Below are 13,974 nucleotides of genomic sequence, written 5' to 3' on the forward strand. Positions count from 1 at the left end.
TTCAATAGCGTGAGCCCTCTACTACAAAAGGACTTGAGCATGCGGCCACTGCTGTGCGTTCTGGGGTTACTGGGAGTGTTGCTGGCCATGCCTGCCGTGGGCCAGGAGAAGTTGCGGCTGGTAGCCGACAACTGGCCTCCGTTCACCGACAGTGGCATGCCAGGGGGGGGATTAGCCACCCGCATCGTCACCACGGCGCTCGCCCGCGCAGGCTATGACAGCGAAGTGGAAGAGGTGCCTTGGGCGCGGGCACTGATGGGGGTCGGGGAGGGGCGCTATGACGTCCTGATCGACGCGTGGTACACCGACTCACGGACGCAGATTGGCCACTTTTCCAAAGCCTACCTGACCAACCGCATTCGTCTGCTCCAGCGTAAGGGAAGCAACGTGCGCTACCAGCGTCAGTCGGATCTGTATCCCTACAGCATTGCCGTGGTACGCGATTATGCCTATTCGCCGCAATTCGATGGCGACAGCCGTCTGAACAAGGTGACTGTACGAAACTTTTCCACTGCCTTGCGCATGCTGGCCGCAGGACGGGTTCAGCTGGCGGTGGAGGATGAGTACGTTGCCCGCTACAACCTGCAGCGTGAATCTTCGAAAGTGCGCGATGAAGTCGAGTTGGTCGAGCCACCACTGGGGGAGAACAGCCTGCACATTCTGGTCAGCCTAAAACGGCCCGACCATCTGCAGATCGTCGATCGTTTCGAGCGCGCCATCGCAGCGATGAAAGCCGATGGCAGCTATGCCCGCCTCATGCACCAGTACGGCTTCTGATCCCACCCTCTGAAACCGGCGTGCCGGCGATAGGGTGTACAGGTCAATCAGCCCGGTGCACCCTCCTTGATCAGATGCGCCGCCAGCGTTCGCAGCGGCCCCAATTGCCGGCAGATCAATGCCAATTGGGTCTGTACCAACCGCTGTTGTTCATCCAGCTCTTCCGGCATCTGCTCCAGCGTGTTGGCCAAGGCCTCTTCGGTATCGCTATGGATCGGCACCGGCAGTCGCGCCGCCAGTCCGTTGGCGATTTCGTCTAGGCTGCTGGCCAGGCTCTGGCCGGCACCTTCGATCAACTGCTCCTGGACTTCGGTCGGCAGCGTCGTATCGCGGTGGGCACCCAGCCCGGAGAGGTAGCTGAGCAAGGTATGCGACAGCACCAGGAAACGGAAACCGACATCGGCCTCTTTGCGAAAGTGCCCAGGCTCCATCAGCATGTTGGCCAGGGTAGTGGACAGCGCCGCATCGGCGTTGTGAGCATTGCGCCGCGCCAGGCGATAGGCCAGGTCATCGCGCTTGCCATGGGCATACTGCTGCATGATCTGGCGCAGGTACGCGCTGGCGCAGGACAGGGTGTTGGCCAGCGCCTTGTTCAGGTTACGGCCCTGCCAGTCAGGAAGGAACAGGAATACCGCGAGAATGGCGATCAGGCTACCCACCAGGGTATCGAACAGACGCGGCAGGAACAGCCCGTAACCGTCGCCGATCTGGTTGAAGCAGAACAGCACCATCAGGGTGATCGCAGCGGTGGCCAAAGTGTAGCGGGTCGTGCGGTTGACGAAGAACACCACGCCGGCGACCACGGCGAACATTGACTGGATGATCGGGCTGGGGAACAGGTCGAACAACGCCCAACCCACCGTGAGGCCGATGGCTGTGCCGATGACCCGCTGCACCAGTTTGCGCCGCGTGGCGCCGTAGTTGGGCTGGCAGACGAACAGCGTGGTAAGGATGATCCAGTAGCCCTGGGTCGGGTGAATCAGGTGCACCATGCCGTAGCCGACCGACAGTGCCAACGGCAGGCGCAGGGCATGGCGGAACAGCAACGAGGTGGGCGTAAGCTGCGTCCGCAGGCGGTTCCATACGTCCTTGAGGTTGCGTGGCGAACGGTCGAGCAGGCTGCTGTCGCTGGCGTCGGCAAGGCTGTCCGGGTTGCTTGCCGCCCCTAGAAGCCGGTCAAGGGTGGCAAGGTTGGCCGCCAGCGCACGCAATGAGCGCAGCAGCCCACGCCAGGCCGGGTTGCTCTGGATGCGCAAGTGCTCCAGTGAGGCGTTGAGGTCTTCCAGTGCTTCGGCAAAGCCAGTGTCCAGGACGAAGGGCTGGCGCAGGCGGATCGAGCGCGACAGCTCCTGGCACGCCGAACCCTGCTGGCGCAGCAGGCGCTGGCAGCGGAACATGACGTCACTGTGGAAGAACGCCTCGGCCAGGGCATTGTAGGGGTAGTGCGAGGCGCTGACCCGCTCGTGAATGTCTTGTGCCAGGAAGTACAGCTTCAGGTAGCGGCTGAGCTTGGAGTTCGGCTGGCTGTTGCCTACCCGGTGCAGAATGATTTCCTTGGCTGCGTTCAAGGCCGCTACGACCTTGCCGTTCTGCTGGGCCAGTTCCAGTCGCCGGGCCTCCACGTCGAGGTTGCGGATGGGCTCGAACAGATTGGCCTTGAGCTTAAGGTAGTGCCCCAGTTCACGGAATAACTTGGCCAGACTCTGTTGCACCGGCTGGTTGGAAAACAGTGCCTGCCACAAAACCGACAGCAGACCATACCAGGCGGCGCCTGCCACCAGCAGCAGTGGTTCGTGCCAGAAATCGGTTACCTGGCCGCCGCGCTGGTCCACGCCAATCATGGTGTAGACCGAAAGAATCAACGTTGCCGAGGCGATCGCGCCGTAGCGCTCGCCCAAGGCGCCGAGCATGGTCAGGCTGAAGGCTGCCAGGGCCAGGGCTGCGGCGAAGATCCAGGGATAGGGGAACAGCAACTCGACCGACAGGGCGGCGATGGCGAAGCACGCCAGGGTAACCGCCAGTGCGCTGAGACGGCCCTGCCAACTGTCATCGGTTTCGGCCAGGGCGCTGGCGATGATACCGAGGAACAGCGGGATCAGCAGTGCCATCTCGTCTTGATACCAGCACAGGGCCATGCTGCCGGTCAGGGCGATCGTTACCCGAATGCTGTAGCTGAACTTGTCTTGGCCCCACAAACGACGCAATGAATGGCGGAACGAGCTCGATGACATGATGGCCTTGGGCAGTGATCGAATGAATACCTTTCGAGGCCGGGCAATCGGGGCCGTTCACATCAGCCCCGGAAAACCGGCACTCCGCGCACAGACCAGCAAGAAGCGTTCCGTGCTGCTGAATGGATTCTACTCTACACGAACTGCGCCGCGGCGTTAGCAGATGCCCAAGCCCATTGGAAATTGAAGCCGCCCAGGTGCCCGGTCACGTCCAGCACTTCTCCGATGAAGTAAAGACCTGGGCTCTTGAGCGACTCCATGGTCTTGGACGACACCTCTCGGGTGTCCACGCCGCCCAGGGTTACCTCGGCGGTGCGATAACCCTCGGTGCCGGCGGGCACCAGTTGCCAGGCCGACAACTTGTCGGCGATCTGGCCAAGCTCCGCCGGGGTGTACTGCTTCATGGGCTTGGACTCGAACCACTGCTCGGCCAACAGGTTGGCCAGCTTGCGGGTGAAAACTTCACCAAGCACGGTCTTCAGTTCGGCGTTGGCGCGCTCGGTCTGCTGTTGCTGCAACCATTCCAGCGCGTCGCGATCCGGCAGCAGGTTGATCTCGACCGTGTCGCCGGCTTCCCAGAACGACGAAATCTGCAGAATTGCCGGCCCGCTCAGGCCGCGGTGAGTGAACAGCAGGTTCTCGCGGAAACGGGTGCCGTTGCAGCTGGCGGTGCAGTCCAGCGAGGTGCCCGAAAGCTCGCTGCACAATGCCTTGAGTTGGGGCTCGGTGATGGTGAACGGCACCAAGCCGGCGCGGGTCGGCAGCAGGGTATGGCCGAACTGGCGGGCCACCTGGTAACCAAAGCCGGTGGCGCCCAGTGTCGGGATCGACAGCCCGCCCGTGGCGATCACCAGCGACTGGCAGGCGAACGGGCCGGCGCTAGTCTGCAGCAGGTAACCCTGCTCGGTCTTTTCGATGTGCTCGATGCGCGTTTCCATGCGCAGTTCGGCACCCGCTTCATCGCACTCGGCCAGCAGCATGTTGAGGATGTCGCTGGACTTGTTGTCGCAGAACAGCTGGCCGAGCTTCTTCTCGTGGTAGGGCACGCCATGCTTGGCCACCAGTTCGATGAAGTCCCACTGGGTGTAGCGGGCCAGGGCCGACTTGCAGAAGTGCGGGTTCTGCGACAGGAAGTTGGACGGCTCGGTGTACATGTTGGTGAAGTTGCAGCGCCCGCCGCCGGACATGAGGATTTTCTTGCCTGGCTTGTTGGCGTGGTCGAGCAGCAACACACGGCGGCCTCGGCGGGCACTGAGCTGGGCGCACATCAGGCCGGCGGCGCCGGCGCCGAGGATGATCACATCGGTGGAATGCACGGTGTAAACCTGTCGGTATGAAACACGGAACCCTATGGCAGCGGGTTGACCCGCGAATACGGGGGTGCATTCGCTGGCGCATTCGCGGGTCAACCCGCTCCCACAGGATAGGCGTTTGGCTTTAGAGGATGCGAACCTTCAGTGAGCGTCCCTTGATCTTGCCGCTATTGAGCCGCTGCATGGCCTGCTTGGCCAGAGGACGCTCCACCGCCACGAACGCCTGGAAGTCGAAGATGGCGATCTTGCCCACCTGCTTACCCGGAATTCCGGCGTCACCCGTCAGCGCACCCAGGATATCGCCCGGGCGCAGCTTGTCCTTGCGGCCAGCCGCGATGCACAGCGTGGTCATTGGCGGAAGCAACGGCTCGCCGCCCTTGTGCTTCAGGCTGTCCAACTGGTCCCAGCGCAGCGGGCTCTTCTGCAGGGTCTCGATGGCCTGGGCGCGGTGACCTTCAGCCGGGGCCACCAGGCTGATGGCGATGCCTTTCTCGCCAGCACGGCCAGTCCGGCCGACACGGTGCACGTGGATTTCCGCGTCGCGGGCCAGTTCAACGTTGATGACCATGTCCAGGCCGTCGATATCCAGGCCTCGGGCGGCCACGTCGGTCGCCACCAGTACCGAGCTGCTGCGGTTGGCGAACATGGTTAGCACCTGATCGCGATCACGTTGCTCCAGGTCACCATGCAACGCCTGGGCGACGATGCCTTTGGCGGTGAGGTGGGCGACCACGTCTTCGCATTGTTGCTTGGTGAAGCAGAACGCCACGCAGGACTGCGGGCGATAGTGGCCCAGTACACGGGTGACCGCCTCCAGGCGCTGCTGTGGGTCGATCTCGATGAAGCGCTGCTCGATCTGGTTGTCGGCGTGCAGGCTCTCGACCTTCACTTGCTGTGGCTTGCGCATGAAATCGGCAGCCAACTGCTCGATGCCTGCCGGGTAGGTGGCGGAGAACAGCAGGGTCTGACGGCGCGACGGGGTCTTGCCGATGATGCTGGCGATGGCGTCGAAGAAGCCCATGTCGAGCATGCGGTCGGCTTCGTCCAGCACCAGGGTGTTAAGGCCGTCGAGCACCAGGGTGCCCTTGTCCAGGTGCTGCTGCACCCGGCCTGGCGTGCCGACGATGATGTGCGCACCATGCTCCAGCGAAGCGATCTGCGGGCCGAGCGAAACACCGCCACACAGGGTGAGGATCTTGATGTTGTCCTCGGCACGGGCCAGACGACGCAACTCCTTGGCCACCTGGTCGGCGAGCTCGCGGGTCGGGCATAGCACCAGGGCCTGGCAGCCGAAGTAGCGCGGGTTGATCGGGTTGAGCAGGCCAATGCCGAAGGCGGCAGTCTTGCCGCTGCCGGTCTTGGCCTGGGCGATCAGGTCCTGGCCCTTGAGAATGACCGGCAGGCTCTGGGCCTGGATCGGCGTCATCGAGGCGTAGCCGAGGGCGTCCAGATTGGCCAGCATGGCAGCGGACAACGGCAAAGTGGCAAAGGCGGTGGTTTCGGTGGTCACGAGGCGGGCCTGCGGTGCGAAGCGAAAAATGCCGCACAGTCTACCAGCCTCGTGGCCATTCGCCCTACGAATCCATGTGGGCTTCCTGACGACGGGCACGCCTTCCGTCAGTCGGGGCCAGTTGCAGGAAGATCGCAGCGGCCAGCATGGCCATGATGCCAACCGTCAAGAACGTGAGCTGGAAGGCGCCAAGTGTCGTTTCCACGCCTTCGGCGCTGCCCGCCGCGGTGAAGCCGCCAAGCAGGGCGCCAGCGCAGGCTACGCCCAGGCTCAGCGACAATTGCGCGACCACCGACAACAAGCTGTTGCCGCTGCTGGCGCTGGCGTCGTCCAGGTCGATCAGGGTCACCGTGTTCATGGCGGTGAACTGCAACGAGTTCACCGCGCCGAGCAAGGCCAGTTGCACCAGCAGCAGGGCATAGGGCGTCTGCTCATCGACCAGGCCCAGGCTGGCCAGGAGCATGCCCAGCAGCAGCGTATTGCCGGTCAGCACGATGCGATAGCCCAGGCGCTCGATCATCGGTCTGGCGACCGACTTGGCCACCATCGCTGCGGCGGCCAGCGGAATCATGCTCATGCCGGCCTGGGACGGCGAGTAGCCTAGAGCGACCTGCAGCAGCAACGGCACCAGGAAGGGCAGGGCGCCGCTACCTAGGCGTGCGAACAGGTTGCCAAGGATGCCGATGGCGAATGTACGCACGCGGAATAGGCTGGGCGAAAACAGCGGCTGTGGGTCGCGCCCGGCGCGCAGCCAGTAGGCGGCCAGGCAGGCCATGCCGGCGAACAGCAACAGCATCACCCGCAGGTGCGGCAAATGCAGCTCGCCCAGGCCTTCCATGGCGATGGTGATCAGCACCATCGCTGCGCCAAACAGGATGAAGCCGGGCGTGTCGAAGGAGGTACGCTCGGCGCCGCGCAGGTCGGGGATGAATTTCCACACCGCCAGGCAACCGATTGCCCCTACCGGCAGGTTGAGCAGGAAGATCCAGTGCCAGCTCAGGATTTCTACCAGCCAGCCGCCCAGGGTTGGGCCCAGCAGCGGGCCGAGCAGGCCGGGGATGGTGATGAAGCTCATGATCCGCACCAGCTCTGAGCGCGGATAGGCACGCAGCACCACCAACCTGCCGACCGGCAGCATCAGCGCGCCCCCCAGGCCTTGCACGACGCGGGCGAAAATCAGGAAACCCAGGCTGTTGGCGGCGGCGCACAGCAGCGAGCCGAAGCTGAACAGCAAGATGGCGCTGAAGAAAATGTGCTTGGTACCGAAACGGTCGGCGATCCAGCCCGAGGCTGGAATCAGCAAAGCCACGGTCAGCATGTAGGAGATGATCACGCCCTGCATGCGCAACGGGTCCTCCTGCAGCGAGCGGGCCATGGCCGGCAGGGCGGTGTTGAGGATGGTGCCGTCCAGGGACTGCATGAAAAAGGCGATGGCCACCACCCAGGGGATCCAGCGGGCGGTGACGGGGTCCATCGGTGCACGATCAGGCATGACGTCCTCTTTTGTCTGTGCCGGCCGCTTCGCGGGCATACCGGTAATGCACCGGATGCTGTGCACTACCCTCAGGTACGGGCTTGCCCACGAAGAGGCCGCTAATGCCTATCACAATGTCAGGGTCAGGCTTTTGACCAGCGCCCCTGGTAAATGACTCGACCCGGTACTGCGCTGTCCATAGGTGCTGGTCGACAGGATCATTTCGCGCTCGCGGGTCAGATCCTGCAGTTGGCTACCCAGCAGGTTGAACAGGCTGTCATCGAAACGCATGGTGCTCACCGGTCCCTGGATCTTGCCGTCTTCCACCCAGAACGTGGCGAAGCGGGTCAGCCCGGTCATGCGTGCTGCCGGCAAGTCCGAGTAATTCAGGTACCAGAGGTTGCTGATGTACAGACCAGTGCCAAGCCGTTGGAGAACCTCCGAGCGGGACAGGTTTCCTGCAGCCATGCTCAGCGCGCATGGCGATTCATGGCTGTCGGCCCCATTGGCCACCCCTTCGAACTCGGCTGCACTGCGCGCACTGATCAGCCGCTGCAACGCCTCGCCTTGCTGGATCAATGGCACGTCCATGCGCGGCGAGCCCTCATCGGAAAATGCCGGGCTCAGTGAACCGCTGACTTGCTCCGTGAAGCTGACCAGCGGACTCAGCCTGGCATCCCCGTTGTAAAGGCGCTGCAGGGGGCTGTTACCGGTAGCCAGGGCCTGGGCCGAAAAGCCTCCCCAGCACAGCATGCTGGCGATTTCGTCCATGGCGGCGGGCGCCAGGTAGGCACGGTAGCTGCCAGGTTCGAGGTTAATCGCTGGGCGACCGAGGAAGCCCAACTGCTCGCGTGCCTGGCGCAGGCGGGCGGTGAAGTCATCGGCGCTCCAGACCTGTCCTGCATAGTTGGACTTCACGGCCTGGCCGTTTGCGTGGAACAGGCTCCAGTCGAAGTTGAAACTGTTGGCCTGGTGCCAGCCGAAAGCCCCGAACGAGCTGGCAAAACCTCGGTAGATCGGCCCGGCGGCGTAGATGCCGACCAGATCCAGGTCGCCGGCCTCCCGGTCGAGCAGGGCCAGTACTTCGCTCAGTTCCGGAAGTGACTGCTCCTGCAGGCTGTGGCTGTTCCAGGCGTTTTCGTCCAGGCGCAGGTAGGGGTCGACTGCCAACAGTGGCAAGGTCTGGCGCAGTTGTGCGAGAGCGTCGAACAGGCGCTGTTGGTCAAGCTGGGCGTCACCACTCAACGTCACGTGCTGTTCCGCCTGGCGGCCGTCGCGAATCAGCCGCATCTGCGCGCTGGCCTGGCTGACTTCGCCGGCCTGGCGCACCCTGGCGTGGTTGAAACGCACGAATTGCGACTGCTCGGCGCCATAGCCGAGCGTGAACTGCTCGCCCGGTTGCAGGGCGCTGCGCACCGCGCCGACCAGGGCTTCGAAAGTGCGTTTCATCAGGCGTCTCCCCCGAATACGTCGATCTGGCGGAATACGCAGGCTGGCGAAGCATGGCCGACCCGTACCACTTGGTTGGGTTCGCCCTTGCCGCAGTTGGGCGTACCGAGAACCTGGAAAGTACTACGGTCGCCGACCGCCGAGAGGTCACGCCAGAACTGCGCGGAGATGCCGCGGTAATTGGGGTTCTTGACGATGCCCTTGAGCTCGCCGTTCTCGATCAACTGGCCCCATTCGCAGCCGAACTGGAACTTGTTGCGTGCGTCGTCAATGGACCATGAGCGATTGGTGCGCATCAGGATGCCATGCTCGATGCCCTGGATCAGTTGTTCGAGCGACTGGTCGCCTGGCTCGATGTTGAGGTTGGCCATGCGGTCGATGGGTGCGCGGTTCCAGCCGCATGCCCGGCTGTTGGCCACGCCATCGAGGCCGGAGCGGAACTGCGACAGGGCGCCGCCCAGCGGGCGCAGCAACAGGCCGTCGCGAATCAGGAATTGCTTGCTGGCTTCGGTGCCGTCGTCATCGAAGCTGTAGCTGGCCAGTTCTTCGCCGATGGTGGGATCGAAGGTCACGTTCAGCAGCGTCGAGCCGTATTGCAGGTGACCGAAATCAGTGGTCTTGACGAAGCTGGTGCCGGCGTAGTTGCGTTCGTCACCCAGGATTCGGTCCATTTCCAGCGGATGGCCGATGGACTCGTGAATCTGCAGCATCATCTGGTCAGGCATCAGCAGCAGGTCACGTGGCCCGCTGGGGGTATTGGGCGCCAGCAGCAATTGCAGCGCTTCATCGGCAACACGGCGGGCCGCGCCAACCAGGCCGCAGCGCTCGATGATTTCGAAGCCCCCTTGCTGGCCAAAGTTCTCGCGGCCCAGGCTCCGGCTTTGGCTGTCCTGGCCATCGCTGGCGGTCACGCTCAGCCCAGGGAACAGGAAGCGTTGGGCATGGCGCAGCTCGGCACCGGCAGAGTTCAGGAAGGTTTGCTCGACCAGGCTAAGGCCAAGGCTCGCCTGCCAGTCCACCAGGCGGCTGTCCTTGGGTACGCTGGCCGACTCGTCGGCGAGCAGATCCAGGCAGTCGGCAAGGCTCGGCAGCGACTGGTCGTAGTTGGGCGAGATGTGATCGTGGCGTGCGCAGGCGACTGGTTGTTCGCGCAGATCGAGCAGGCTGTGCGCAGCAATTTGCCGGGCCAGTGCCTCGGCCTGCTCCAACGCCCGCTGCAGGCCCACCTGAGACAGGTCGGCGGTGGCCGCGTAGGCCTCGACGCCATTGAGCCGGACGCTGAGCATGGCACCTTCGTCCTGGCTGAAGAGCGGCGGCTCGGCCACGTTGCGACGTACGGAAAGTGACTGGTGCGACTGCTTTACATGACGCAGGGAAAACAACTCGGCCGTACTGCGCAGCGCGGCGAAGCGCTGACGCAGCAGGGCGCCGGAATCGAACATGCGGAAACCTCCGTTGGCACGGTGGCTCCCCCTAGAACCACCCGTCTTGCATGGCGAGGCAGGTGTCGTCGCGTGCCTCGAGCAATGCCAGGTCATTATGGCAGGGCGGCAGTTCCCAGGTCAGGAAATAACGAACGGCTTGCAGCTTGCTGAGCCGGCTCACGCCGCTACAGCGCAGAGAAAAGAGAAAAGCCCTACGCGCTATCAGGAATTGGCTGGCTAACCTTTTTTGTGGAGTGGGAGCTTGATAGATTTTTAATCAGTTGGTGTCCACATGATACTTCTCATTCCTCGCTCGAAAGCGGACGTTCACTGTTCATTTCGCTTCGAAACGCCTTTCTTTGCCGTTTATCGTGTGTCCGAATCCTTGTTAAGGCCGGACGATTTGCCGGGGCTGCATGAGCTAATCCAAGAGTGCGGATTTTCACCCCATGAGTGCTTATTTGAGTACGCCAAAAATATCATTCTAAAAAGAGTCGGTGATGGTGATTGGTTGCTAGCGTGTTCAGAGCCAATCAGTCCATTCAAGCCTAAAAGGGCTGAGTTTTGGCCCCTGCACAGCTCTCATGGCCAAGATTATTTGGAGTCAGTGACAGACAGTGCACGGGCAGAGGTTTTTTCAGCAGGATCGAACCCAACGGAAACCAGCGGGCCAGGAAAGTGGTTGTTAAAAGTGATCGATAATGATGCGTTGTGGAACATATTGGCAATAGCCTCGAATAGAACCGGCACGATTGCCAATGAAGGAAGTATGATTTTTTCGGATGGTAAGGACTGGGCAAATACTAGCCGTACACTCACACATGAATGGACTAGACTGGCGGATGACGAGCAGCACTTCGAGTCGGGCTCTGCGGTTTACCGTTATGGCACTCTGAAAAAAACGGTTCAGAAGTATGTGGAGTCGGATGACAATTGGGCGGTGAAAGGCCAGTCATGGTATTGGGTGCCGGTGACGCCCAATGTTATTTTCGAACGGAAGCATTAAATGGATGAGAGGGTAGCGAGGAAGTACGTGTGGTGGGGATGGGGCGCCTTGGATGCACTGTATATGTTGAACTATGTGGCGAAGAGTGTGCTGCAAGATCGGCTCCCCTTTTTCTCAGACGCGCTGAGTGCGTTGAGGATCATTGATGATCACGGCAGCTATGCCGCTGTATTCATAACGCTGGGGTGGTGTTTGCAGTTGTCCATTGCTGCAAGTGGTATCTTGCTCTTGCGCAGGAGTCGGTGGGGTGAACGCTTGGTTTGGCTGCAGTTGCCATTTAGGTTATTGCTGTTCGTACCTTCTGCATCGGTGCTGTTTTATTATATGGCTCCTCATTTTTCGCAGGGCTCAGTTGTAGGGATTGCACTTGTGGTTGCTAGCGAGCTCGCAAAGGTCTGGAGCCTGTGGTTTTTCAAAGAATCTGCACCCACCACAGGAAGCATCACATAACGGGGAGTCGAGTTGGTATGAGCCACCGTGTTCTCGGTGGCTCCCCCTTTAGAACCACCCGTCTTGCATGGCGAGGCAGGTGTCGTCGCGTACCTCGAGCAATGCCAGGTCATTATGGCAGGGCGGCAGTTCCCAGGTCAGGAAATAACGAGCGGCTTGCAGCTTGCCGAGGTAGAAGTCGCGGTCCGCTTCGGTGCCCTTGATCAAGCCCAGCTCGGCATGAATTGCCTGCTCCAGCCAGCGCCAGCCAATGACGCAGTGGCCGAAGGCCTTGAGGTACAGCGCCGAGTTGGCCAAGGCTCCTGCGACCTTGCCCTGGGCCAAATCGCCGAGCAAGGCAAGGGTCACGGCTTGCAGCCGATTGACCAGCTGCTCGAGAGGTTGGCGCAGCGCGTCGAGGCTCGGGTGGTGGCTGGCGCGCTCGGCAGTGGCGGCGATCAGACGGACCAGCTGCTTGAGCCCGGAGCCACCGTTTTGCGCGAGCTTGCGGCCCAGCAAATCGAGTGACTGGATGCCGTGGGTGCCTTCGTGGATCGGATTCAGGCGGTTGTCGCGGTAGTACTGCTCGACCGGGTATTCGCGGGTGTAGCCGTGGCCGCCGAGAATCTGGATGGCCAGTTCGTTGGCCTTGAGGCAGAACTGCGAAGGCCATGACTTGACGATGGGCGTCAGCAGGTCGAGCAGTTCGTGGGCCTGGCGGCGTGCTGCGTCGTCGCTGGCGGTTTGAGTGTCATCGAACAGCCGCGCGGCATACAGGCCGAGGTCGAAGGCACCCTCGACATAAGCTTTCTGTGCCAGCAGCATGCGCCTGACATCAGTGTGAGCGATGATCGGCACTGCCGGGCTCTGAGGATCTTTGTTGTCCGGCAGTCGTCCTTGTGGCCGCTGGCGGGCGTATTCCAGTGAGTACAGGTAGCCTGCATAACCCAACATCACCGCACCCATGCCCACGCCGATGCGAGCTTCATTCATCATCTGGAACATGCACGCCAGGCCTTGGTGTGGCTGGCCGATCAGGTAGCCGACGCACGCGCCGTTGTCACCGAAGTTCAGTGCAGTGGACGTGGTGCCGCGCCAGCCCATCTTGTGGAACAGCCCGGCCAGCAGTACATCGTTGCGCGCGCCGCGGCTGCCATCTTCGTTGACCCGGTACTTGGGCACGATGAACAGCGAGATGCCCTTCACTCCGGGGGGCGCATCCGGCAGTTTGGCCAGGACCATGTGCACGATGTTTTCCGACAGTTCGTGATCGCCGCCGGAAATGAAAATCTTGTTGCCCTTGATGCGGTAGCTGCCGTCGCCAGCAGGTTCGGCGCGGGTGCGGATGTCGGCCAGCGACGAGCCCGCGTGGGGTTCGGTCAGGGCCATGGTGCCGAAGTAGCGGCCCTCGATCATCGGCTGGAGGAACAGGCGTTTCTGTTCCTCGGTGCCGAAGCTTTCGATCAGGTTGGCCGCACCCATGGTCAGGAACGGGTAGGCCGTGGTGCCAGCGTTGGCGGCCTGGAAATGGGCGAAGCAGGCCTGCGAGAGCAGGCTTGGCAGCTGCATGCCGCCCACTTCGAAGTCACGGTTGGCGTTGAGGAAGCCGGCTTCCAGAAACGCATCGACGGCCGGTTTCACGTCCGGGATCAATTCCGCGCGGCCATCCACGTAGCGCGGCTCGTGCTCGTCGCCTTTGCGGTTGTGTGGGGCGAAGAACTTTTCGGCGATGGTACGGGCGGTGGTGAGCGCCGCGTCGAAAGTCTCGCGGCTGTGCTCGGCGAAGCGCGGGCGCTGGGTCAGGGCCTCGGCGTCGAGGACTTCGTAGAGTTCGAAGGCAAGGTTGCGTGGGCTGAGCAGGGTCTCGGGCATGGTGGCGGTCCTTGGACGGGCTTGGGGCGAGTCTAGGGCTGCTGTTTTGGTAGGGACAGGGTTATTGGTGTTGGTGATATGGGAGAAGAAGGCGGAGCGGCAGCTGGATGGAAGGCGTGATGGCGGGCAGGTGCTTGTCGTTGGTTTGGCTGGGGTCTTGAGATCGAGCGCCGCCCGCGCGGCGCATCGCGAGCAAGGCTCGCTCCTACGGCTGTTTCGGGCCAGTAACGCCAGTGGCAGACGCGCGCGACCGTCTTGTTTGGACGACTCGATATCGCGCCGTTCACCAAAGCGGTCGCGCGCCAATATCACAGGAATAATTGGCCCGAAACAAACGTAGGAGCGAGCCTTGCTCGCGATGCGCCGCGCGGGCGGCGCTCGATCTCACGGCCACTGCAACGCCTACGTCGAACCCCCCTGAAGCATCGCCATATGCATTACCTGAACGCCAGCCAAAAAAAAAGGAGAGCCTAAGCTCTCCTTCCTTTT

At 62.1% G+C, this 13,974-nt stretch carries 10 protein-coding genes; 3 read left to right on the top strand and 7 right to left on the bottom strand.

Translation table 11 applies throughout. The annotated features are described in order from the left end of the window. Positions 1 to 39: 39 nt before the first annotated feature. Positions 40 to 777 carry a transporter substrate-binding domain-containing protein gene (locus tag P3R38_RS02305; protein WP_104883025.1) on the top strand — a complete coding sequence of 246 codons (738 nt, stop codon included), beginning with the start codon at positions 40 to 42 and terminating at the stop codon, positions 775 to 777. 47 nt (positions 778 to 824) lie between these two features. Here P3R38_RS02305 and yccS read toward each other — a convergent pair whose 3' ends face one another. From yccS to P3R38_RS02335, 6 genes are all read right to left on the bottom strand, one after another. Next, positions 825 to 3,008, bottom strand: coding sequence for a YccS family putative transporter (gene yccS, locus P3R38_RS02310; RefSeq protein WP_104883024.1), 2,184 nt, complete (start codon positions 3,006 to 3,008; stop codon positions 825 to 827). Positions 3,009 to 3,142: 134 nt separating this feature from the next. After that, the gene (locus tag P3R38_RS02315) at positions 3,143 to 4,324 is read right to left on the bottom strand and encodes an NAD(P)/FAD-dependent oxidoreductase (RefSeq protein WP_023378398.1); all 1,182 of its coding nucleotides are present in this window, start codon (positions 4,322 to 4,324) and stop codon (positions 3,143 to 3,145) included. A gap of 121 nt (positions 4,325 to 4,445) precedes the next feature. Beyond that, on the bottom strand, positions 4,446 to 5,783 hold the full coding sequence (dbpA, locus tag P3R38_RS02320) for an ATP-dependent RNA helicase DbpA (RefSeq protein WP_238346403.1): 1,338 nt from the start codon (positions 5,781 to 5,783) through the stop codon (positions 4,446 to 4,448). A gap of 112 nt (positions 5,784 to 5,895) precedes the next feature. Next, the gene (mdtD, locus tag P3R38_RS02325) at positions 5,896 to 7,323 is read right to left on the bottom strand and encodes a multidrug transporter subunit MdtD (protein WP_023378401.1); all 1,428 of its coding nucleotides are present in this window, start codon (positions 7,321 to 7,323) and stop codon (positions 5,896 to 5,898) included. A gap of 111 nt (positions 7,324 to 7,434) precedes the next feature. Then, entirely contained in the window at positions 7,435 to 8,754 is a 1,320-nt protein-coding gene (locus tag P3R38_RS02330; RefSeq protein WP_023378402.1) for a TldD/PmbA family protein, read from the bottom strand. Further along, positions 8,754 to 10,196, bottom strand: coding sequence for a TldD/PmbA family protein (locus P3R38_RS02335; RefSeq protein WP_277686790.1), 1,443 nt, complete (start codon positions 10,194 to 10,196; stop codon positions 8,754 to 8,756). Before P3R38_RS02335 ends, P3R38_RS02330 begins: the two co-directional genes overlap by 1 nt. Positions 10,197 to 10,470: 274 nt before the next feature. Between P3R38_RS02335 and P3R38_RS02340 the strand changes: the two genes are divergently transcribed. Both P3R38_RS02340 and P3R38_RS02345 read left to right on the top strand, forming a co-directional pair. Next, on the top strand, positions 10,471 to 11,184 hold the full coding sequence (locus P3R38_RS02340) for a hypothetical protein (RefSeq protein WP_277686791.1): 714 nt from the start codon (positions 10,471 to 10,473) through the stop codon (positions 11,182 to 11,184). Beyond that, the gene (locus P3R38_RS02345; protein WP_277686792.1) at positions 11,185 to 11,634 is read left to right on the top strand and encodes a hypothetical protein; all 450 of its coding nucleotides are present in this window, start codon (positions 11,185 to 11,187) and stop codon (positions 11,632 to 11,634) included. It begins immediately after the preceding gene. Positions 11,635 to 11,682: 48 nt separating this feature from the next. Here the strand turns inward: P3R38_RS02345 and P3R38_RS02350 are convergent, their stop codons facing one another. Beyond that, entirely contained in the window at positions 11,683 to 13,485 is a 1,803-nt protein-coding gene (locus tag P3R38_RS02350) for an acyl-CoA dehydrogenase (RefSeq protein WP_023378409.1), read from the bottom strand. Positions 13,486 to 13,974: the final 489 nt, after the last annotated feature.

The sequence above is a fragment of the Pseudomonas sp. NyZ480 genome, from assembly GCF_029537255.1.
GTDB lineage: Bacteria > Pseudomonadota > Gammaproteobacteria > Pseudomonadales > Pseudomonadaceae > Aquipseudomonas > Aquipseudomonas taiwanensis.

Excerpts from the sequence above, each read along its gene's own strand:
- P3R38_RS02305 (WP_104883025.1), top strand. The coding sequence starts at position 40 with ATGCGGCCACTGCTGTGCGTTCTGGGGTTACTGGGAGTGTTGCTGGCC.
- yccS (WP_104883024.1), bottom strand. The coding sequence starts at position 3,008 with ATGTCATCGAGCTCGTTCCGCCATTCATTGCGTCGTTTGTGGGGCCAA.
- dbpA (WP_238346403.1), bottom strand. The coding sequence starts at position 5,783 with ATGCTGGCCAATCTGGACGCCCTCGGCTACGCCTCGATGACGCCGATC.
- mdtD (WP_023378401.1), bottom strand. The coding sequence starts at position 7,323 with ATGCCTGATCGTGCACCGATGGACCCCGTCACCGCCCGCTGGATCCCC.
- P3R38_RS02330 (WP_023378402.1), bottom strand. The coding sequence starts at position 8,754 with ATGAAACGCACTTTCGAAGCCCTGGTCGGCGCGGTGCGCAGCGCCCTG.
- P3R38_RS02335 (WP_277686790.1), bottom strand. The coding sequence starts at position 10,196 with ATGTTCGATTCCGGCGCCCTGCTGCGTCAGCGCTTCGCCGCGCTGCGC.
- P3R38_RS02340 (WP_277686791.1), top strand. The coding sequence starts at position 10,471 with ATGATACTTCTCATTCCTCGCTCGAAAGCGGACGTTCACTGTTCATTT.
- P3R38_RS02345 (WP_277686792.1), top strand. The coding sequence starts at position 11,185 with ATGGATGAGAGGGTAGCGAGGAAGTACGTGTGGTGGGGATGGGGCGCC.
- P3R38_RS02350 (WP_023378409.1), bottom strand. The coding sequence starts at position 13,485 with ATGCCCGAGACCCTGCTCAGCCCACGCAACCTTGCCTTCGAACTCTAC.